This is a genomic window from Streptomyces sp. NPDC002785 (assembly GCF_040295565.1).
GTDB lineage: Bacteria > Actinomycetota > Actinomycetes > Streptomycetales > Streptomycetaceae > Streptomyces.
In genome coordinates this window covers 1-20,792 of record NZ_JBEOVN010000053.1, presented here as the reverse complement: position 1 = coordinate 20,792, position 20,792 = coordinate 1, and the positions used below count along the sequence as shown (strand labels likewise).

At 69.2% G+C, this 20,792-nt stretch carries 19 protein-coding genes and 3 pseudogenes; 9 read left to right on the top strand and 13 right to left on the bottom strand.

The window, feature by feature from the left end; all coding sequences use genetic code 11:
• Both ABTZ94_RS15575 and ABTZ94_RS15570 read left to right on the top strand, forming a co-directional pair.
• Window positions 1–174 (top strand): hypothetical protein, encoded by a 174-nt coding sequence (locus ABTZ94_RS15575; protein WP_351201336.1) that lies wholly within the window; start codon window positions 1–3, stop codon window positions 172–174.
• Window positions 174–848, top strand: a complete 675-nt coding sequence (locus ABTZ94_RS15570) for an alpha/beta fold hydrolase (protein WP_351201334.1) — start codon at window positions 174–176, stop codon at window positions 846–848. The genes ABTZ94_RS15575 and ABTZ94_RS15570 overlap by 1 nt, the downstream gene beginning before the upstream one ends.
• Before the next feature lie 204 nt (window positions 849–1,052).
• On the opposite strand, the gene ABTZ94_RS15565 is transcribed toward ABTZ94_RS15570, so the two are convergent.
• The 5 genes from ABTZ94_RS15565 to ABTZ94_RS15545 form a co-directional block, all read right to left on the bottom strand.
• On the bottom strand, window positions 1,053–2,495 hold the full coding sequence (locus ABTZ94_RS15565; RefSeq protein ID WP_351201332.1) for a purine-cytosine permease family protein: 1,443 nt from the start codon (window positions 2,493–2,495) through the stop codon (window positions 1,053–1,055).
• Window positions 2,492–3,706, bottom strand: a complete 1,215-nt coding sequence (locus ABTZ94_RS15560) for an aldehyde dehydrogenase family protein (RefSeq protein WP_351201330.1) — start codon at window positions 3,704–3,706, stop codon at window positions 2,492–2,494. The genes ABTZ94_RS15565 and ABTZ94_RS15560 overlap by 4 nt, the downstream gene beginning before the upstream one ends.
• Window positions 3,707–3,822: 116 nt before the next feature.
• Window positions 3,823–4,215, bottom strand: coding sequence for a gluconate 2-dehydrogenase subunit 3 family protein (locus tag ABTZ94_RS15555; RefSeq protein ID WP_351201328.1), 393 nt, complete (start codon window positions 4,213–4,215; stop codon window positions 3,823–3,825).
• 10 nt (window positions 4,216–4,225) lie between these two features.
• Window positions 4,226–5,854, bottom strand: a complete 1,629-nt coding sequence (locus tag ABTZ94_RS15550) for a GMC family oxidoreductase (RefSeq protein WP_351201326.1) — start codon at window positions 5,852–5,854, stop codon at window positions 4,226–4,228.
• 542 nt (window positions 5,855–6,396) lie between these two features.
• Window positions 6,397–8,748, bottom strand: coding sequence for a SpoIIE family protein phosphatase (locus ABTZ94_RS15545; protein ID WP_351201324.1), 2,352 nt, complete (start codon window positions 8,746–8,748; stop codon window positions 6,397–6,399).
• 151 nt (window positions 8,749–8,899) lie between these two features.
• Here ABTZ94_RS15545 and ABTZ94_RS15540 point away from each other — a divergent pair, with 151 nt between their 5' ends.
• Complete coding sequence (locus tag ABTZ94_RS15540) at window positions 8,900–9,031, top strand: hypothetical protein (protein ID WP_351201322.1); 132 nt, start codon at window positions 8,900–8,902, stop codon at window positions 9,029–9,031.
• 185 nt (window positions 9,032–9,216) lie between these two features.
• Here ABTZ94_RS15540 and ABTZ94_RS15535 read toward each other — a convergent pair whose 3' ends face one another.
• Window positions 9,217–10,017: an arginase family protein gene (locus tag ABTZ94_RS15535; protein WP_351201320.1), complete on the bottom strand. Its 801-nt coding sequence runs from the start codon at window positions 10,015–10,017 to the stop codon at window positions 9,217–9,219.
• Window positions 10,018–10,030: 13 nt separating this feature from the next.
• Window positions 10,031–10,318: an MFS transporter gene (locus ABTZ94_RS15530; protein ID WP_351201318.1), complete on the bottom strand. Its 288-nt coding sequence runs from the start codon at window positions 10,316–10,318 to the stop codon at window positions 10,031–10,033.
• Between the two features lie 572 nt (window positions 10,319–10,890).
• Between ABTZ94_RS15530 and ABTZ94_RS15525 the strand changes: the two genes are divergently transcribed.
• The 5 genes and pseudogenes from ABTZ94_RS15525 to ABTZ94_RS15505 all read left to right on the top strand — a co-directional run bounded on the left by ABTZ94_RS15525 (window position 10,891) and on the right by ABTZ94_RS15505 (window position 13,916).
• Entirely contained in the window at window positions 10,891–11,313 is a 423-nt protein-coding gene (locus ABTZ94_RS15525; protein ID WP_351201316.1) for a hypothetical protein, read from the top strand.
• Between the two features lie 97 nt (window positions 11,314–11,410).
• Window positions 11,411–11,668: pseudogene (locus ABTZ94_RS15520) on the top strand (DUF6879 family protein); the annotation flags it as partial.
• A 771-nt stretch (window positions 11,669–12,439) separates the two neighbouring features.
• Complete coding sequence (gene panD / locus ABTZ94_RS15515; protein ID WP_351201314.1) at window positions 12,440–12,865, top strand: aspartate 1-decarboxylase; 426 nt, start codon at window positions 12,440–12,442, stop codon at window positions 12,863–12,865.
• 29 nt (window positions 12,866–12,894) lie between these two features.
• Entirely contained in the window at window positions 12,895–13,257 is a 363-nt protein-coding gene (locus ABTZ94_RS15510) for a GNAT family N-acetyltransferase (RefSeq protein ID WP_351201312.1), read from the top strand.
• 32 nt (window positions 13,258–13,289) lie between these two features.
• Window positions 13,290–13,916, top strand: coding sequence for an aspartate/glutamate racemase family protein (locus tag ABTZ94_RS15505; RefSeq protein WP_351201310.1), 627 nt, complete (start codon window positions 13,290–13,292; stop codon window positions 13,914–13,916).
• A 556-nt stretch (window positions 13,917–14,472) separates the two neighbouring features.
• Here ABTZ94_RS15505 and ABTZ94_RS15500 read toward each other — a convergent pair.
• From ABTZ94_RS15500 to ABTZ94_RS15490, 3 genes and pseudogenes are all read right to left on the bottom strand, one after another.
• A pseudogene (locus tag ABTZ94_RS15500) lies at window positions 14,473–14,813 on the bottom strand (transcriptional regulator); the annotation flags it as partial.
• A gap of 88 nt (window positions 14,814–14,901) precedes the next feature.
• Window positions 14,902–15,699 (bottom strand): family 1 encapsulin nanocompartment shell protein, encoded by a 798-nt coding sequence (locus tag ABTZ94_RS15495; RefSeq protein ID WP_351201308.1) that lies wholly within the window; start codon window positions 15,697–15,699, stop codon window positions 14,902–14,904.
• The gene (locus tag ABTZ94_RS15490; protein WP_351201306.1) at window positions 15,696–16,766 is read right to left on the bottom strand and encodes a Dyp-type peroxidase; all 1,071 of its coding nucleotides are present in this window, start codon (window positions 16,764–16,766) and stop codon (window positions 15,696–15,698) included. Before ABTZ94_RS15490 ends, ABTZ94_RS15495 begins: the two co-directional genes overlap by 4 nt.
• 202 nt (window positions 16,767–16,968) lie before the next feature.
• On the opposite strand from ABTZ94_RS15490, the pseudogene ABTZ94_RS15485 reads away from it, so the two are divergent.
• Window positions 16,969–17,073 (top strand): annotated as a pseudogene (locus ABTZ94_RS15485) (type 1 glutamine amidotransferase domain-containing protein); the annotation flags it as partial.
• A gap of 106 nt (window positions 17,074–17,179) precedes the next feature.
• Here the strand turns inward: ABTZ94_RS15485 and gnd are convergent.
• The 3 genes from gnd to ABTZ94_RS15470 form a co-directional block, all read right to left on the bottom strand.
• Entirely contained in the window at window positions 17,180–18,622 is a 1,443-nt protein-coding gene (gene gnd, locus ABTZ94_RS15480; protein WP_351201304.1) for an NADP-dependent phosphogluconate dehydrogenase, read from the bottom strand.
• Window positions 18,623–18,833: 211 nt separating this feature from the next.
• Entirely contained in the window at window positions 18,834–19,415 is a 582-nt protein-coding gene (locus ABTZ94_RS15475) for a hypothetical protein (RefSeq protein ID WP_351201302.1), read from the bottom strand.
• 321 nt (window positions 19,416–19,736) lie between these two features.
• Entirely contained in the window at window positions 19,737–20,462 is a 726-nt protein-coding gene (locus ABTZ94_RS15470) for a dienelactone hydrolase family protein (RefSeq protein WP_351201300.1), read from the bottom strand.
• Window positions 20,463–20,792: the final 330 nt, after the last annotated feature.

Below are 20,792 nucleotides of genomic sequence, written 5' to 3'. Positions count from 1 at the left end.
ATGAGACGAGACACCCGAGGCCCCGCCATGAACGACTTCGCCCCGTACCCGCCGGACCGCACGGACGACGAGCTGGCCCAGCTCGACATCACCGTCCTGCTGCGTTACGGCCTCACCGCCGAGCCCGGCACCCGGCGCACCGCGGCGGCGAGGCCACCCTTCCGATCCACCTGATGGCCGCCCCCGGCCTGCCCGCCGACGCGCCGGTCGTGCTGGCCAGCGGCGGGGTGGACTCCTGGAAGACCGACCTGCACGGCATGTGGGAGCAGCTCGCGCTCGCGCTGCCGGCACGGCTGCTCCTGTTCGACATCGTCGGCACCGGCGAGACCGCCCACCTGCCGATGACCCCGGATGGCGGGGCCGAGGTGATCGCCGGACTGGTCTCCTTCGCCCGCACGATCGGCAACGGGAAGGTCGGCCACTTCGGCATCTCGATGGGCGGTTACTACTCCGCCCGGACCGGACTGACCGGCGCGGTGGACGCCTCCGTGGTGCTCGGCGGCCCGGTGGAGTGCTCCTTCGCTCCGGGCCGCGGCTTCGCCTTCGGCATGGACGGCATCGTCGGCAACGCCCTGGGCTTCGACGCCATGCCGAGCACGGCCGAGCGCGAGGAGGCATTCGCGGCCTTCGACCTGCGCCCACTGCTGGACCAGAACGCCAATGGGCCGATGCTTGTGGTCAACGGCACCGAGGACGTCCACGTCCCACTGGACGACACCCTAGTGTTCGAGGGCCGCCGGGACACCCGGGTCGAACTGATCCCGGACACCGGCCACTGCGCCATCTCGCGCTTCGGCGAGGCGATGGCCGTGATCGCACCATGGCTGAAGGACACCCTGATCGGCTGATCCGACGGTCCTGTCGCGACACGAAGCCGCCAACCCGCGAGCTGATGAGGATCTCTGAAATTCGGCCAGGGTAAGGGTTGTCCCGTAATCCCTGGTGGATCAGCGCGCGGCGTCAGATGCGGTGCATCGCAAGGCGGAGGGGCGTCGAGATTGGGGGCAAGCTGCGACGGGGAGCCGGGCCAGGTGCCCGGCGCACCAGTGTGCTCAGGCTTCGGGCTCGCCCTGGACGGGCGCGCGAACCTCCTCGACAGCCGCGGCCGTCCGCCGGGCCACAGCCTTCACCGTGAAGTAGTACAACGGCGAGACGACGAGCAGGCCAGCGATGAAGGAGATGTCGGTGTGGCCGAGCATCTCGGCGATCGGACCGGTGTAGGCGGTCCCGATGATCATGAACGGGATCTGCACCGCGACACCGATCAGGTAGCAGAGCACCGCGGGCCGGTTCACCCGGCCGTAGCGACCGCCGTCACGCTTGAAGAAGTCCTCGACGGCGTAGTCACCGTGGCGCACCAGGTAGAAGTCGACCAGGTTGACCGCGGTCCACGGGACCAGGGAGCCAAGCAGCAGGGTGAGGAAGTTGTTGTAAGTGGCGACGAAGCCGCTCCCAGAAGTGAGGGCTACGGCGAGCGCGATGGTGCACAGTCCGGTCGCGACCATCGCGCGCTCGCGGCTGCGAGGCGTGAAGCGCGGCAGGAAGGTCTGCGCGATCGTGATCGTGCACAGGGTGCCGCAGTACAGGTTCATCGCGTTCGTCGCGGCGACCCCGATGCTGAACACGGCCACGACCAGCAGGCTGATCCCGGCGGTTGCCTTGGTCAAGGCGGCGATGGGGTCTGTGCCGGGCAGGAGCAGCCCGATGCCCGCGCCCAGGAACATGGGCAGGATCGAGCCGATGCTGGTGCCCCAGTAGCTCATCCAGAACGCCGGCCTGGAGCCGGTCTTGGCCGGCATGTAGCGGGAGTAGTCCGAGACGTACGGCGCGTAGGCGATCTGCCAGACCGCGGCCACCGACACGGTGCTCACGAACCCGGACAGGGTGGCCTCGCCGGTGCCGAAGAAGGTGTGTGGCACCGGGTGGACGACGAACGCCCAGACGAACGCCAGTAGCAGGACGGCACCCGAGGCGTAGGTCATGATCCGCGCATAGGCGTGAATCAGGTTGTAGCCCCAGATCGTGGCCGCGATGCTGGCCGCCGCGAGCAGCACGATGCCGGCCTTGCTGCTCAGGTGCGGAATCACCGACGCCAGCGACTGTCCTCCGAAGACCAGGATCGAGATGAAGAACCCGAGGTACATGACCACCACGATCAGGACGATCAGTAGCGCACCCCAGGAGCCGAACTGCCCCTTGGTTTGGACCATTTGAGGGACCCCGAGCCGCGGCCCCTGGGCGGAGTGCAGCGCCATGAAGATCGCACCGAAGAGGTTCCCTGCAATGATCCCCAGCGCGGCCGACCAGGCCGGTTGGCCGAACAGGGTGGTGGCAAGTCCTCCGGTGACAATGGACAGGATCATGATGTTCGTGCCGAACCAGATCGTGAACATGTCCCGGTTCGTGCCATGCCGCTGGTCGAGCGGGATCGGCTGGATCGTTGCCGACTCGATGCTGGAGGCGGGCTCGCGCCGCCCAGCCAGTTGCTCACTCATGCCTGCTCCGTCTCGTCAGCGCGTCGAGTCCGGTTGAACATGACATGCTTGGTACGCGAGTAGTCATCGAGCGCATACGCCGACAGGTCGCGCCCGTAGCCGGAGGACTTGAACCCGCCCCACGGCATTTCGGTGGCGAATGCGAGGTGGTCGTTGACCCACACGGTGCCGAAGTCCAGCCGCCCGGGCAGATCGGCGGCGCGACGGGCGTCCTCGGTCCAGACCGACGCGGACAGCCCAAGACGCTTCAGCAGTTCGTCGTGGACGGACTGCTCCACGAGGATCCGGCAGGCTGCGCCGCAGTCCTGGCCCGAGTTGCCGAAGCCGGCGAGCCGGATGCCTTCGGCGACCGCGTCCAGGTCGGCGTCCGCGAACACGATGACCGGTGCCTTGCCGCCGAGCTCGAGGTGCACGCGCTTGAGCGTGGTTGCAGCAGCGCTGGCCACCGCCTGTCCACTCCGTACGCTGCCCGTCACCGACACCAGCGCAACAGCCGGGTGAGTCGCGAGCGCCTCGCCGACCACCGATCCGGCACCAGTGACGATGTTGAGCACCCCTGCGGGAAACACCTCGGCGAGAAGCTCGGCCATGCGCAGGGCGGTCAGCGGCGTCTGATCCGACGGTTTCAATACGCAAGTGTTGCCGACGGCCAGGATCGGCGCGATCTTCCACGCCGCCGTGAGCAGGGGGTAGTTCCACGGCGTGATTGCGGCCACTACCCCGACCGGCTCCCGCACGATCATCGACGTGCGGCCGGTGACGTATTCTCCGGCACTCAGACTCAGCTGCGTCCGGACCGCACCAGCCATGAACTGCAGCGTGTCGATCGTCCCGGCGACATCGTCGCGGGCCAGCGGCATCGGCTTGCCGGTGTTGACCGACTCCAGGTGCGCCAGCTCCTCGGCGTTGGCTTCCAGTACCGCCGCGGCCCTGAGCAGCACGTCGGCGCGGTCCTTCGGCGTCCGCTGCCGCCAGCCGGGCAACGCCTCCTTGGCGGCGGCCACCGCCTTGTCGACATCGGCCGGCGTGCCGCGCAGGGCCTGTGCAATCGGCTGTCCCGTCGCGGGGTTGAACACCGGTTGTGTCCCCGTCCCGGTGCCCGCCCAGCTGGCACCGTTGACGAAGTGCGTCAACACCGCGGTCTCCGCACCGACCGGCGCCAGGTCGCCTCCCGGGTGAGCCACGGGGACCTGCTGTTGCGCCTCGATCATCTCAGAATCCTTCGTTCGTGTTCCTGGGTTCACGACCGGTGCGTCCACCTCGGGTGCACCGGTCTAACCGCTGAGAAGCACGCCGGCCTGGTTATGCAGATGCTCAGGCCGCGAGCTCAACGGATCGCGAAGCCGCGATCGGCGACGGTGGCCAACATGTCGATGTAGGAGTCGACGTCGTCGAGGGCCGTGCGCGGCGGAGGGTCGTAGGCGAGCGCGGTCTTCGTCTGGGGGCTCAGGAAATAGGCGCCGGCGGTCAGCACAGTGAGGGCCTGGAACTGATCGGGCTGCTGCACGGAGAGTGCGTCCAGAGCAGCTTCCGGGTCCTTGCCCGTGCACCAGGCAACCGCCTCGGCGAACGGTTGGGCCAGGTCCGGCCGATAGCCGAGCACCTGGTCGAGCAGCGCATCCGGCACACCTGCGGCGGTGGCCGAGGGCATCGGATCGGACGCGGGAATCAGTACGTCGGCGAGTGCGGCGAAGGTACGTCGCTGGTCGGGATCGAGCATCACGGGGTCCTCAGTCGGCGGCGGGCTGGTCGTGGCGGTTGTCGGCGAGGTGGCGCATCGACCGCAGCGCGACCGCCATGATGGTCGCGGTCGGGTTGACGCCGGTCGAGGTGACGAACACGCTCCCGTCGATGATGAAAAGGTTCGGCACGTCGTGCGCGCGGCCGTACTCGTCGACGACGGAGGTGCCGGGATCGGTACCCATGCGCGTGGTGCCCAGGAGGTGCCAGCCGCTTTCCCGAACGACGGGGATGGGGAGTACCGAGGTCGCGCCCGCGGCCAGGTGGGCCTCGACCGCCCGGTCGACATGGAACTTGAGCATGCGTTCGGTGTTCTCGCTGATGGTGTAGCGAATCCTGGGCACCGGGATGCCGTCGGAGTCTGTGGCGTCTGGGTCGAGCACGACCTCGTTGTGGACCTCAGGCAGGTCCTCGGTGGTGATCCCCCACTCGGTGCACCGGCCGAAGGTTGTGCGCAACCGGCTGTGGAAGGCGGGCCCGAAGGCATCGCGCCAGTCCTCCCCCGGCTCCCACAAGGTGTGGGCGAGTGGGCCGCCGGTCGGCATCAGGTTCCATTTCGCCCCGCGCACGAACCCGCGGCTGGTGTCGGTCTCGTAGAACTGCATCGACTGCAGTGCCTGCCCGGTCGGGCCGAGCCAGGTCTCGAGCTCGTCCTCGTAGGTCCCGTACACCGAGGCGTAGGGATGCACCATGAGCCGCTTGCCGACCAGCCCCGAGGGGTTCGCCAGACCGTCGGGGAACTGCGCAGAGGCAGAGTTGAGCAACAGTCGCGGGGTGCCTATCCCGTTGGCGGCCAGCACGGTCACGCCTGCGGCTTGGTGGCGCACGACTCCCGCGCGGTCGACGTACTCGGCGCCGGTCACCAGACCTCGGTTGTTGACCGTGAGCTGTCGCACCCGGGCCCCGGTCACCAACACAGCTCCGTCGGCGATCGCGTCGCGCCAGTGAGTGAGGTCGGTGCTCGCCTTCGCTCCGGTCGGACATCCCGATTCGCAGGCGCCGTACCGCAGGCACGCGGGGCGGTTCTTGAACTTACGCGACGCGATGGCGTTCGGGGCGGGCCACCAGTGCCAGCCGAGCTTGTCCATGCCCTTCGCCGCGGCGAGGCCGTACTTGCCTATCGGCATCGGCGGCAGTGGGAAAGTGTGCGGGTCCGGGTACGCCGGGTCGCCGTCGAGTCCGGACGCGCCGATGTGGTGGGTGACCTCGTCGTAGAACGGCCGCAGGTCCTCGTAGGTGAACGGCCAGTCATCCGCGACCCCGTCGAGGGTCCGAACCCGGAAGTCGGAGGGCAGTGCCCGGACCCAATGCCCGGAGAACAGGATGGTGCTGCCACCCACGCCGTTGAACATCAACGGCTCGATCGGGCTCTCCTTGGTGTTGACCGGGTAGTCGCTCTTCCGCCCGCGCACATTCGGGCTGGGGTGCCACTGCTTGAGGCGGGTCAGCTCCCACTCGGGCTTGCCGCCCGTGAAGTCATCGGGAAGAGCCCAGTCGCCCTGCTCCAGGCAGACCACACGAAACCCACGCCTGGCCAGCTCCAGGGCCGCCACTCCACCGGAAGCGCCGGCACCTACGATGAGCACATCCGCATCCCCGTGATCATGCTGCGTGTTCACCAGCAGCTCTCCCGCTCGCTCAGTCCGCTGCGGACACGTTCGCACCCACATCGGTGGACTTTCCGGTCCGGTCGACTCTCAGGTGCCTACCGGCCCAGGGGATCGGATGTCCCTCACCCAGCATGCTCCGGCCAGCACCGACGACACCAGGTTCATCCGCCACAAATGAGAGGTTCGACTTGAGCAAATGCACAACCTGCCACATCCGAGACGGGGCCCGGGCACGTCACCGTTGGCTCGCGCGAAGGCATGAGCGCTGGGGCCGCTGGACCGGATCCCCCGGCCACGCCAACAACATCTGCCAGCCCCGTGCCCGGTGATCTTGCCGCAGTTTGCACGCACCGGCGCGGCGGCGCTGCTGGCCGAGCCACCATGTGTCCGCGGCGAGCGTAGCCAGGGCCGCAGCAATGGTGGGCAGCCAGCCGACCAGCGCGCCGGCTCCGGCGCCGACGACGCCGGCGGTGATCAGGGGCAGCAGACAGCACGCCACGCACGCCAGCCCAGCCAGACCCGCCAGCAGTTTCGGGGTGCGCGGAGTGGGGTCAGCTGCAGGGCCGGGCATCAAGCGGCACTTCGGCCCAGATCGTCTTGCCGTGTGGTGTGTAGCGGGTGCCCCAGCGTTCCGTGAGTTGGGCGACGAGAAACAGTCCGCGGCCGCCCTCGTCCTCCTGCGCGGCCCACCGCAAGTGCGGGGAGGTGTGGCCCCCGTCCGAGACCTCACAGATCAGGCCGCGATCCCGAATGAGCCGCAGCCGCACAGGAGCACCGCCGTATCGGATCGCGTTGGTGACCAGCTCGCTCACCACCAGCTCGATGACGGACACCGCCTCGTTGTGCCCCCACTCAGCCACCTTCTGGACCGCCAGGGCGCGGAACCTGGCGACCTCTGCGGGATCGACGGGAAGGTCCCAGCTTGCCACCTGGTCGTCGCTCAACGCGTGGACCCTGACCAGGAGCAGGGCCGCGTCGTCTTCTGGGAACTTCGGCAGAACAGCGCTCATAACGCTGTCACAGGTCTCTTCCAGCTGTCGGCCCGGTATGGACAGTGCGTCGCGCAGCTCGTTCAGGCCGATGTCGATGTCCCGGTCGCGGGCCTCCACCAGGCCGTCGGTGAACAGGGCCAGGAGACGGTCCTCGGGAAGGTCGAATCCTACGGATTCGAACGGCAGGCCGCCCAGGCCGAGCGGTGGGCCAGCGGGCAGGTCGAGGATTTCCACGCGGCCGTCAGGAGCCACCACTGCGGGGGGCAGGTGGCCGGCCCGGGCCATGACGCAGTGCTGCTCGACCGGGTCGTAGATGGCATAGAGGCAGGTCACGCCAACGGCCTGGTCATCCTCGCCCCCAAGGGACTGCGCGACCAGGTCGTCGAGCCGGGCGAGCAGCTCATCCGGTGCGAGGTCCATTGCCGCGAGCGCCGCCACAGTGGTCCGCATCCGACCCATGGTGACGGCGGCGCGCATGCCATGACCAGCGACGTCCCCGACGACCAGGCCGACCCGTGCCCCGGAGAGCGGGATGACGTCGTACCAGTCGCCGCCCACTCCGACGGGCCCGGCCGCGGGAAGGTAGCGGTGAGCGACCTCCACGGCCGCGGGCTGCGCCAGGCGATGTGGGAGCAGGTCGTGCTGCAGCATCAGTGCGATCGCGTGCTCTCGAGCGTAGCGGCGTCCGTTGTCCACACACACTGCGGTACGGGAGACCAGTTCCTCCGCGAGGGCGATCTCCTCGGGGTCGAAAGGGTCCCGCGGCGGGAACCTTTCAAACGTCGCCAGGCCCAGCGCGGTACCCCAGGCCCGCAGCGGAACGACCACGACCTGGTCGCTGGTGACCGAATGCCCATGGGCAAGGCAGCGCGGCTGCGGCGAATCGGGGGGATATTCGATTGGACGCGGCGATGCCGCTGCCGCAGGACGCTCGTGGTCCGCCACCCGTTCCGCCACCCGCCGCAGGTCGTGTGCGGTCTTATCCGTCCACGGACCGGGTTCTTCACCGCGGAGCACAGGTTCGAGGAGGTCCACCTGGACGAGGTCCGCGAACTCCGGAACGGCCAGATCGGCCAGGTTGCCGGCGGTACGTTCGACGTCGAGAGTCCCGCCGATTCTGCCGCCCGCTCCGCTCAGCAGTGCGAGGCGTTGCCGGGCCACGTAACGGTCCGTGATGTCGAGTCCCGCTTCACACACGCCCAGTGGCCGTCCCTCGTGGTCCTGTAGCCGGAAGTAGCAGAAGGACCAGAAGTGATCATGTTGCGGGTCGGCAGGGATCGGGGTGCGGTAGCGGACGTCGGTGATGGGTTCTCCAGTGCGCACGACTCGCTCGATGAGCCTCTGCAGCCCCGGTGCCGGGACTCCGTCACCGTCCTCGACAAGGATCTCGCCATGAGGCTCCACATCCGCTACATACCGACCGACGCAGTCCTCCGCCGTCAAGCCGAACTGCTTCTCGACGGCAGTGTTGATCCACTTAAACCGGCTTTGCGTATCGTAGAGGGTGATCAGGATGGACGACTGATCGCTCAGACCTCTCAGCACCGCCTGATCGCTGGCCCACTGCTCGAGGTGGGCTACGCCGACGGCTGACAGCAGCCAGGCAGCAACGCCCTCGTCCTGCTCCAGCGGGCTGAGCAGCAGCGCGACCCGTACAGTGCGACCGTCCCGATGAAGCACCGAGCGAACTGCATACATGTTTCCAGGTTCCTGAGGTGGAGCCGCCCTCACAGTGTCCCCAAGAAGGTCGCCGACAGGGCTGCCAAGCGCCTCCTTTGACGCGTAACCGAACAGCTCCTCGGCCGCCGGGCTCCACCCGATGACCGTCCCCCGGGCGTCTAGCACCACAGCCGCTGACGGGGCGACATTGAAAGGCCCGCAGCTCCCCAACTTTGTGCTTTCGAAGCTCATGGAGACCTACCGAGTGTCCTCGGGCGGGGCGATACGACCGTGCGAAGACCAATTTACGTCATAATGTGTCTAAAGGATCGTGTAAGTCCGTAGATCCGGCAGGCTGGAAGGCGCCCCAGCCTCGAGCCCTGGCCGACCGGGGCGGACGAACATGGCAGACAACGACACCTCGGCCGCTGAGCTGGTTGAGGACGAGCTGGTGGACGAGGCCGTCGAGCGGTTGGTGGACCCGACGCCTCAGGTGCGGCACGGTTGGGCGAGACCGGGCTGCTGTCGGCGGTGAGCCGCGCTGTGCTTGAGAGGTGTGGGCGCCCCCTAGGTCGATCTCCGGGCGGATCGCGATCACCGCCTCGCAGAGGCGGTCCAGTTCTATTGAGTTGTCGAGCCCGACCGAAGGTCAGGTGGCGGGGCCGTCAAGACGGGTCTGTGCCTTGACGGCCTATGGCGGCCGCTTGGTCATGTCCGGGATCAGGCATGGTCCGCGGACGCGGGCACGGGGCAGGCGACGTGGTTCTTCGCCATGAGCGTGACCAGGTCGAACACCACGGTGGCGGCGGCAAGACAGGTGATTTCAGCGTGATCGTAGGCCGGAGCGACTTCGACCACATCACCGCCGACGATGTCGAGCCCGTCGAGGCTGCGGAGCAGGCGCAGCAGCTCACGGCTGTTGAAGCCGCCCATCTCCGGCGTGCCCGTTCCGGGTGCGAAGGCGGGGTCGAGCACGTCGATGTCGATCGAGATGTACACCGGTGCGTCGCCCACGCGCCGCCGTATGGCGTCGACCGCGCCCTCGATGCCGATGACGTCGAGGTCTGCGGCACGGATCGCGCGGAAGCCGAATGCCTTGTCGTTCACGAGGTCCTTCTGGTCGTAGATCGGTCCGCGGATGCCCAGGTGTATGGACTTGTCCTCGGCGAGCAGGCCCTCTTCGAAGGCCCGGCGGAACACCGTGCCGTGTGTGATCGGGGCGTTGAAGTAGGGAACGTCACCGGCGTCGACGACCTGGACCGCTTCCAGCGGCGCGGTGCCGAGCTCCACGTGGAACCTCGGGCGCAGGTGCCGCGAGGCCTGACGGATGCCCATCGGGCCGAAGCGGGCGCCCGGGCGGTACGAGGTACCCCCGTCGAACGGCACGCCCAGGACCGCGATGTCGTAGTCGCCGACGGCCCCGATGTCAGGGATCCGGGCGAAGGTGCCCAGGTCGGCGAAGCGGGGGATCTTCGTGGCGTCCAGGGCACCGATCGGGGCCGGGCGGCTGTTGTGGTTCATCACGGTCTCCAGTTCAGGTGGTGGTGGTGAGGGAGGGACCGGAAGGCTCGCCCGGGTTGTCGGCGCCCGCGGCGGTCTCGCTGAGCGACCGGCCCCGGGTCTCGACGCCCCAGGCCAGCGTGACCAGGAGCCCGGCGGCCGACACGACGGCGCCGATGAGGAGCAGCAGACTGTGGCTCCTGGCCGGGGCGAACGGCATCAAGTAGGTGGCCGCGGCCGAGCCGATGCGGGAGAACGCCGTTCCTGCACCGACAGCGGTGGCGCGGGCCTCTGTCGGGAAGAGTTCGTTGGGGTAGACCACCTCGAGGAAGCTGGAGCCGCCCGAGGCGCGTCAGCGGCGCGTCGTCGATGAGGTGCGGTCGAGCAGTCACGGAGGGATCCTTGGCTCGTAAGGCCGCGCTGCTGCGCTCGGGCACGATCGAGTTCGGCCTCATCTCCGACCCGGCGAGCACCATCTGGGGCCGGGGCAGCGCCAACCAGCCGCCGCGGCACGGCACGACTGACCTGGGTGTCCGGCCGTTTGCATCGGTGGGCCCGCATCGGTCGGCCGGTGTCGGTGAAGACACGGTCGGGACGGCAGGCGATACATCGTTCCCGCTCCGGGGAAACCGCAGGTGGCCGAGGTGTTCGCGAAGTACCTGTTTGCGATATCGGACCGGGTAGGTCAGCGGGCTGCCGCTTCCGAGAAGCGATTTGGTGGCTGTTGGTGGGATCGGGCATGGTTAGCGGGTTTTGTCGTGGATCTGTAACGGAGCGAGCGGGGTGCAACGGGCGTGGCGGCCAGCTCATCTGGGTAATCAGCACGGCGCACCGGGCGCCTTCGCGAAGGGGTTGGGTCTCGCCATGTGGGGGAGATCCATGGAAGGGAAGTCCATGACCAGGACGAAGAAGACCGGGATGAAGGCGCGGGGCGGCCGGGTGGCTGTGATCGGTGCGCTGGGTCTGTCCTCAGTGGCTCTGGCCGCGGCGCCGGCGTTCGCCAAGGGCGCTGTGGAGATCACGGCGCCGCACACTGCCCAGGTCGGCAAGACCATCACGGTCAAGGCGCACGGCGGCGACGACAGCGCCGGCTACCTGCATCAGCTGTGCCTGGAGGAGAACGGCTTCGGAGAGGGGTGGCACCAGGAGACGTGCAGCGCTGCGGTCAAGGGCGATGCGCGGGTCACTGCACATGGCACGTCCGCGCGCCGCGGCAACCTGGAATTCCGTGCGGTGTTGTACGGCTTGACCAGCACGCACGACCAGAACCCCGTGCGCTTGCGCGCCTCTGACGTGGTGACGGTGCACGTCCGCTGAGCAGCAGCGCGGCCGCGGACAGCCGGCACGACCACTGTCCACGGCCGCGCGGTGCAGCGCCTGTTTTGGGATGTCGTCTTTCGGACTCCGATCGTTGATGCCGCTGAACGCGCAGCAGCTGAACACCGCGACGTTCGCTGAGCTGCTCGCCGACACCCACCGCACAGCGGCCCACCTGGACATGCGCGACGTCTACGCGGTAGGCGACGAAGCCGACGACTTCGAGACCTTCCTGCGCACCGGTGTCCCGAACCTCGATCCGGCCCGCTCGTTCTGGCCGCAGTGGATGCCGCTCGTGAAGGACGCGGTCGCCCGCGGCGTGGTGATGCGCCGCGCGAGGATCGTCTCCGAGCCGGGCGTCGAGGCGGGCGGGGCAGGGGATCGGCAGCGGTTCCATGAGGGTCAGCGTCGCAGGTGTCCGTACGGCGAGCCGCGTTGAGCGGCGTCACCCCTCCCGCCTGTGCCAGGCGACTCATCCCGGTTGTCGAATGACAGGGGCAGGCCCGGCGAGGGGGCGCCGGGTCTCTCGCGGGAGCCGCCGCCCTGAGCCTGATCGCGGCATCGGCTAGCGCTCTGTTCTGGCCGAATTCCAAACGTCCTTGACACCCGCCCCGTGCCACCGCCAGGAGTCACCGGACGAGCTCAGGAGTCACCGGACGAGCTGTAGCCATGGTCATGAGAATCGCCGGTTTTGCTAACCGGCGATCCGCTGCTTTGTTGCCGCACCGCTTCGGCCCCTCAGATTCCTTGTTGAACCGTGGGTGCCGCCTCCTTTGAGGCGCAGTAGATGGGGCTTGGGGCAGCTGATCCATGGCGGCGCGCGGCCCGACTCCCGGTCGACCGCCTTCGCTCCTGACTGCCGCCCAGACCGCCGGAGTGACGTTGATCATGGACGCCCTTCGGAGGGGGCTGCGACGGCTTGTTCCGTCGTCGCGGTGGGGTCCGGGAGGGCGGGCGAAGCCCTCCTGCAGTCGCCTGATGATGCATCAGAAAAGTCGCAAGTGGTCAGCATGAGTCCTGAAGAACCTAGGGAATGCTGCCCGGACATACGACTCGTTGTAGGGTAGGGAAACCGCCCTTGACCTGCAAAAACGCAGGCAGGGAGCCGAGAGTCAGGAGTGCCTCGATGATGCGCACCATGTTCAAGTCCAAGATCCACCGGGCCACCGTGACCCACGCCGACCTGCACTACGTCGGCTCCGTCACCGTCGATGCCGAGCTGATGGAAGCCGCGGATCTGCTGCCCGGCGAGCTGGTGCACATCGTCGACATCGACAACGGCGCCCGCCTGGAGACGTACGTCATCGAGGGCGAACGCGGCTCCGGTGTCATCGGTGTCAACGGCGCCGCCGCCCACCTCGTCCACCCCGGTGATCTGGTCATCCTCATCAGCTACGCCCAGGTCGACGACGCCGAGGCCCGCGGACTGACCCCGCGCATCGTGCACGTCGACGCCGACAACCGTATCGTCGCGCTCGGCGCCGATGCCTCCGAGCCCGTAACCGGCACCGCCACCGAACGGAGCCCGCACGCCGTCCCCGCGGCGCGCTGACCCGGCCGACCACCGAGGGAGCACCCGTCATGGCACTACAGACCGACCGGATCGAACTCGACATCCGCGACGACCGCGCGAGCGGCAACCTGCTCGCCTGCGAGAACGGCAAGGCCGCCGGAGCCATCGCGTACTTCGTGATGGACGGCGATCCCGCCGCGTTCGTGGCCGTGCACACCGTCGTCGAACCCGGCCACGAGGGCAAGGGCATCGCGGGCGCCCTCGTCCAGGAGTTCTACGCCATGGCGGGCCGTGAGGGCGTCCCCGTCGTTCCGCTCTGTCCGTACGCCGCGAAGTGGGCGCAGCGCCACCCCGACCAGGCTCCCGAAGCCCCGGCCGAACTGCTGGAGCAGGCGAAGGCGCAGCTCAAGTCCCACCCTGAACTGCAGTGATCCCATCGGCCGGGGGTTGTACCGTTTGGCCGATGACGCTTGCCCTGCTGCACACCTCCCCGGTCCACGTCCCGGTCTTCGACGCGCTCCGGGACACGGACCATCCCGGACTCTCCCTGCGCCATCTCGTGTACGAGGACCTGCTCACCCGGGCGAGGGAATCGGGCCCGGAAGCAGTGTCGGGCGAGATCCGGGTACTGCTTTCGGGCGTCGTCGCCGAGGGCGCCTCCGCTGTGCTCTGTACCTGTTCGACGATCGGCGGGGTCGCGGAGTCGGCCGCGGCGATGCTCGGTGTTCCCGTGCTGCGTGTGGACCGCCCGATGGCGGCCGCTGCCGCGGCACGGGAACGCGCCGTGGTCCTCGCGGCACTCGCCGACACCCTGGAGCCGACCCTCGCGCTGCTCGCCGAAGAGGCGGGGAACCGGCCCGTCGACGTCCGTACCGTCCTGGTCGACGGGGCCTGGGCGTGCTTCGAGGCCGGTGACCGCGACGGCTATCTGGACCTGATCGCGGCGGCGGCCGATGCGGTGACGGATGCCGATGTGATCGTGCTGGCGCAGGCGTCCATGGCCGATGCGGTCACCCGTACGGCCACTTCGATCCCGGTGCTCTCCAGCCCTCGGCCGGGCCTCGCCGCCGCGGTCGTCGCCGCGCGCTGACCTGCCGTTCGGATTCCGGACCCACGCGGATCATTCGGAACCTGTACCTATGGACTCACCAGGCGCGGGCAGCCGCTCCGGGGGACGGTGGAAGGAGATCCACCCCGAACCGCTCGGAGGCCCCCGATGACCAATCCCTACCCCGACCCCGTGCCACCGGCCCCCACCCCGGGACCGATGCCGGGGCCTCCGTCGCCGCTGCCGCAGCCGCCACCTCCGCCGCCCGGACCCGTCCCGCCCGGCCCGTCACCGGATCCGATTCCGCAGCCGCCCACACCCGAGCCGGCGCCGGCACCCGAGCCGTCACCCCGCTCGGCCGGATGACCGGTGCCCGGTGCGCTTCGCGGGCTCGGTCCTCTCGGCGGTGCACCTCGGGCCCCGGCCAGGACGGCGTTCGCCCGCGCGGTGACCTCGGTGAGTACGCGGCCTGCCGCCGCCACGTCCTCGGCCGGCAGACCGTGTACCGCCGCGCCGTGATATCGGCGATGCCGGTGCTCTTGGCATGCCGCCGGTCACGACCTGCGGGCGTGAGGCCGACGCGGTGTGTGTCGCCGGACGCCGTGTACCGGGCGGCCCGTTTCGACGCCGGCATGTCCCGGGCGGCGCGCCAGCTCGGTCTCGGCGCTGGACAGGTCGCCGTCCTGTGCGAGTACGTAGCCGCGCATCCAGTGGCAGTGCGCCAACTCTGTACGGATCCGGAGCTGTTGGTAGATCTCGCCCGCCTTGGCGAGGGAGGCGTCCGCCTCCGTGGTGCGGCCCGTTGCGATGAGCGTGCGCGCGACGCTCCGGTGCAGTCCGGCGACCAGCTCCGGATCGGATACCTGCGGTGCGAGAGCCGGCGCCGGCTCACCCCCGCCTGTGCGGCGCGCGCATGGAAGCGCCCATGTCCCCTATGGGACGCCATACGCGGCCCCGCCGTCCGCGCCCTGGCCACAGACACGCTCACCCGGAGCGTCAGGGCGACCGGGCACAGGGGGGTAACACCTCAGGCGATGATCGGGACCACGGCCTCGGGCGTCAGCATGCGGAAGGTGAACGCCTGATGGAAGTAGAGCCGGATGCTGGTCGCGTCGTGGTCCTGATAGCCGATCGACAGATCCTGGCCCAGTCGCAGTTCGAAGTCGCCGCCACGGGTGGACAGCAGTACACCTCCCGTGACGGCGGGCGCCCACAGGATCTGGTCGTCGAGCTGCCGGGCCAGGTGGGTGGCCACCGGGTATCCGTGGTCGGAGGTCTCGGTCGCCTCGGTGAAGGCGTCGGCGCCGAGCAGTAGCCGGTACGGCCCGTCGACACCGGCCAGCCGCAGCTGGGTCAGTGCCTGGCTGACGGTGGCCGGGTAGTCGCGGGCATCGGCAGGCAGCGGCAGCGGTGAGTGCGAGGAGCCGTCCCGGAGTCCGGTGATCCCGGCCGATGCGTACCCGTCGATGATCGACATGTCCTCGGCGAACGCACAGGTGCGGGCCGCGTCCTTGACGGGCTGCCAGTCGCTGTCGTCGGAACCGCGCTCGACATCGTCCACGGCCGACCGCGCCACCGTGAACGGCACCCGCCACTCGATGACGGGCACCGAGGTGCGGGCCCGGGCGATCACGTCCGGCGTCGGCGGATCGATGTCGCGCAGATGACCGTCGCCGATGGCCGCCAGCTCGGGGCCGTCCGGGCCGGTGACGTCGACGACGCGGCGGCCCGCCACATGGCGGCTGAAGGTGCGCCGGGCCTCTTCTTCGATCTGGTCCCAGGCGGCTTCCGTGACAGGGGCGAGTTCGCGGTGGAGGTTGTTCATCGCTGGGCGCTTTCTTGCAGGCTGCCGATGTGCAGCGAACCGTCGGCCGAACGGAGCGGGGCCGGGGCCTGTGCCACTGCGGGCGCGGACGTCGGCTCCGGCAGGGCCTCGGTCACGGCGGGCGACGGCGGCGGGGCGTCGAAGAATTCGGCGCTGGGGGCGTAGAAGAGCGTGCCGGTGACCGCCGTCGAGAAGTCGAGGATGCGGTCGTACGTACCTGGCGGACTGCCGAGGAACATATTGCGGAGCATCTGCTCGGTCACGCCCGGATCGGCGGCGTAACCGATGAAGTACGTGCCGAACTCGCCCTGTCCGAAGCTGCCGAACGGCATATTGGCCCGCAGGATCTCACGCGACGTGCCGTCCGGTTCGGTGATCGTATTGAGGGCGACATGCGAGTCGGCGGGCTTGACGTCGTCGGAGAGCTCGATGTCGGCGAACTTCGTACGGCCGATGACCCGCTCCTGCGCCTCGGTGCTCAGTGTGTTCCAGGACGCGAGGTCGTGCAGATACTTCTGCACGATGACATAGCTGCCACCCGCGAACTCCGCATCCTCGGCGCCGACCAGGGCCGCCGATCGTGCACCCGCCCCCACCGGGTTCTCGGTGCCGTCGACGAAGCCGAGCAGATCCCGGTGGTCGAAGTAGCGGAACCCCTGTGTCTCGTCGACGACCTTCACCGCCCCGCCGAGCCGGTCGAGGAGCTGGGCCGCCCACTCGTAACAGACGTCCATCCGCTCGGCCCGGATGTGGAACAGCAGATCCCCCGGGGTGGCGGGGGCTTGGTGGCGGGCACCGTTCAGTTCCTGGAACGGGTGGAGCCCCGCCGGCCGCGGCCCCGCGAACAGCCGGTCCCAGGCGTCGGAGCCGAAGGCGGTCACGGGGACCAGACCGGCGCCCGGGAACCGGAATCCGATGGAGCGGGCGATCGTCGCCAGATCCGGCAGCACCTTGCGTACGACGGGCTCACCGCCGGGCTCGATCGTGGCGACCAGGATCAGGGCGGCGCTGGTCAGCGGCGCGACAACGGGCTGGGCCGCGACCGGTTCCGGCGTGACATCGGGCATACGGGGGCTCCATGGGGCGTCAGCGGTACGGACGTCAGCGGGCCCGCGGGTGGCGGGGCGACAAGAGGGCCCGCTGCTACTTACGCACACGTACGACGACGCCGCACCCCGGGTCACCCGAACGGCGACTGTGCGGGTGGTCCTGTGCCCCGGGATGCCCAGGCGCGCTTTCCGGCCGTCACGCGGGGGGAGGCCGTCGCCCCCGTACGAGGCGTGCACGGTCGCGGGTCACGAGGCCGTTGCTGTCGCCCCGGGCGGTGTCGTGCCGACCGTGGACAAGGGCAGCCCGGCCCCCGAGGCCAACGGACGGCCCTGAGAACGCCGAGTGGACTGCGGACACTCGGGCGTGCGCCGGGGCGGTGGTCGACGCATCCGAGGCGCGGGGTGTGGAGCGCCCACCGGCGTCCCGTGCATCAGCCCGCTTCGACCTCCGACCGGTCGCCGCCCCAGAGCGTGTGGAAGGAGCCCTCGCGGTCCGTACGCCGGTATGTGTGCGCGCCGAAGAAGTCACGCTGCCCCTGGGTGAGCGCCGCGGGCAGCCGGTCGGCGCGCAGTCCGTCGTAGTACGAGAGCGCGGCTGCGAACCCGGGCGTCGGCACCCCCTGCCGTACCGCCTCGGCGACCACCGTGCGCCAGTCGTCCTGCGCCGCACCGATCTCCTCGGCGAACTGCTCGTCCGAGAGCAGGCTCAGCAGGTCGGGGCGGGTCTCGTAGGCCGCCCGGATCCGGTCCAGGAACGCGGCCCTGATGATGCACCCGGCTCGCCAGATCGCCGCCACCGCGCCGAGGTCGATGTTCCAGTCGTACGCCTCGCTGCCCGCCCGGATCTGGTGGAACCCCTGCGTGTACGAGACGATCTTGGACGCGTACAGCGCCTGCTCCACCCGGTCGGCGAAGGCCGCCGCCTCCGTCTCGCCGAGTGCCGTGGGCGACGGGCCCGCCAGGCCCTGTGCCGCCTCGCGCAGATCCGCGTGGCCGGACAGCGAGCGGGCGAAGACGGCCTCCGCGATACCGGAGACGGGCACCCCCAGATCCAGCGCGATCTGCACCGTCCAGCGGCCTGTGCCCTTCTGCTCCGCCCGGTCCTGCACGATGTCGACGAAGGGCATTGAGGTGGCCGCGTCGGTGTGGGCGAGCACCTCCGCCGTGATCTCGATCAGATACGAGTCCAGGCGGCCGGTGTTCCAGCTGCGGAATGTCTCGGCGATCTTCACGGGGGAGTAGCCCGCCACGTTGCGCAGCAGGTCGTACGCCTCCGCGATCAGCTGCATGTCCGCGTACTCGATGCCGTTGTGCACCATCTTCACGAAGTGCCCGGCGCCGTCGGGGCCGATGTGGGTGGTGCACGGGGTGCCGTCCTTCGCCTTGGCGGCGATCTTCTCCAGCAGCGGCCCCAGCGATTCGTAGGACTGGGACGAGCCGCCCGGCATGATGCTCGGCCCGTTCAGCGCACCCTCCTCGCCGCCCGAGATGCCGATGCCCACGAAATGAATGCCACGCTCGCGCAGTTCCTTCTCGCGGCGGCGGGTGTCCTCGAAGTGTGCGTTGCCGCCGTCGATGATGACGTCGCCCTCTTCGAGGAGCGGGGCGAACTCCTGGATCACGGCGTCCGTCGGATCACCCGCCTTCACCATGATGACCAGCCGGCGCGGACGTTCCAGCGCCGCAACGAACTCCTCCGGCGTGTGCGCGGCAACGAAGGACCCCTCGTCGCCGAACTCCTTGACCAGGGCGTCCGTCTTCGCGGTCGTGCGGTTGTGCGCGGCGACCGTGAAGCCGTTGCGGGCGAAGTTACGAGCGAGATTGCGGCCCATGACCGCCAGTCCTGTGACGCCGATCTGCGCAGTGGCGCTCATTTGTGTGCTCTGCAATCTGTGTGGGGGGCCTGGATCTTCAGTATGGATACGGGGTGTGGGGACGGCCTGTTCAGCATGGGCCGTATGAACTCGCCCATGCATCTTCGGGAAAATACCGGCCCGGTCGGTCGGCCCCGCACCCGTCCTGCCGCGGTCGCCGCAGACAAGGCGGGTCGCGCTTGACCGGAACGGGGTATCCCTGGTGGTTCCGTTATCCGGCCACGGCTGCACGCCTGGCGGCCCAGAAACGGTGGACAGCCCATCCGGCAGCGAGCACAGCGGCCGTCCAGACGATGACCTCGGCGAGAATGATTGCCGGGGTCAAGGTGAGGTGCGGTCGGGGCGGCAGCACGACCATCTGCACGGCAGCACCCACCGGAACCGTCAACGCCGCAAGCAGGCCGATCAATCCAGGCTGCCTGATGGCTGCACCCACAGCACCCAGGATCAGCCCGAGCGCCAGACCCACCACCCACCACCGGGCCATATCCGTTTCGGCCCCCGAGACAAAGGCGTCCGTCACGTAGTACGCCCCCGTGGCCGCGAACAGCGCCAGGGCCCCGACCAGCGCGCCTCGGACCTGTCTCCCGGCGAACCAGCCCACCGCCACCGCCAGCGCTGCCCATGACCAGCCTGCGTCCATCAGCAGGCTGAGCACCTTGGCAGCCTTGGCCCAGACAGTGCCCGTGAGCGGCGTACCCAGCTCCATATACGGCGACGAAAGCGCGTTGACGAGCGAGGTTGCCGCCCCGTATCCCACCCCAGCCGCAAGGCCCACCATTATGATCTTCATGCCGGGAGGGTATCCAGCGCATTACGCCCTTCGGTGCAGCAGACTGTGCGGCGCCCGCCACAGCAAGACGCCGGCACCGGCACAGCGATCACTCGTTGGTGTTGGTCGTGCGAGCCTGCAGACTTCACGCAGCCGCTCGGCCCAGCGGGTCGGCTGAGCGGGGCATCGCAGCCGAGGGTCACCTGCACCGCCACCGAGTGGGAACGCCCTCGCAGAGCACCTCGTCACAGTTCCTCTGAGCTGCGGTGATGTCCCACAAACCGGAGCCGGTGGCGGTCGATCGGACTGGTTCGCGGCCCGGAATCGCGGTTGCCGACCAGATCACTCCCTTACCGGCAGGCACTCGGCGAGCAGGTCGACGACGTCGCGCCAGGCTCGCTGCGCGTGCTGTGGGTGGTAGCCGACGCCGGGGAGCACGGTCTGGTCGACCGGCGGGTGGTGGAAGGCGTGCAAGGCGCCGCCGTAGACCACGAGGCGCCAGTCGATGCCCGCGGCCTCCATCTCGGCGGTGAACGCGTCCCGTTGCGCGGGCGGCATGATCGGGTCTTCCGACCCGACACCGGCCCACACCGGGCAGCGAATGCGCGCCGCCTCGCCCGGTCGGCCCGTGGTCAGTGCGTTGACTGTCCCGATCGCGCGCAGGTCGACGCCGTCGCGCCCGAGTTCCAGCACGATTGCGCCCCCGGTGCCGTAGCCGACGGCGGCGATCCGGTCGGGGTCGGTCCGCGGTTCGGCGCGCAACACGTCGAGCGCCGCGTGACCGATGCCCCGCATCCGGTCGGGGTCGGCGAGCAGGGGGGTCACGCGCGCCAGCATCTCCTCGGGGTCGGTGAACCAGCGCCCGCCGTTGATGTCGAAGGCCAGCGCCACGTACCCCAGCTCAGCCAGGGTGTCGGCCCGGCGGCGCTGGAAGTCGTTCAGCCCTGGCCCCTCGGGCCCGACCAGGACCGCGGGCCGGCGGTCGACACCGGCCGGGAGCGCGAGGTGCCCGATCATCGTCAGGCCGTCGGCCGGGTACTCAACCGTGCGCGTTGTAACCGTCGTCATGAGATTGGACTGTAATGATCTCCGAGCCCGGTCGGGCCGGTGTTTCACTGCCGGCAGAACAGCGCGGGTGTGCCAAGTCGGTGTCAGCCGGATACCCGGCGTCGACGGCCGCGGCGGTGCGGGTCAACTCGTGTCGGTAGTGCGTCACCAGCTCGGCTGCGTCGGTCGGGATACCTGCCTGGGCGCAGACGTCCGCGGCCAACGGACGTTCGACGAACACCGGCCTTCCCGATCCAACTCGCTGTCGCAGCTTGACGAGTAAAGGGCCTGAGGTGTCTCACAGGCCAGGTGCTCGCCGCCCGGATGTGCTGGTGGACGTCCACCAGCACA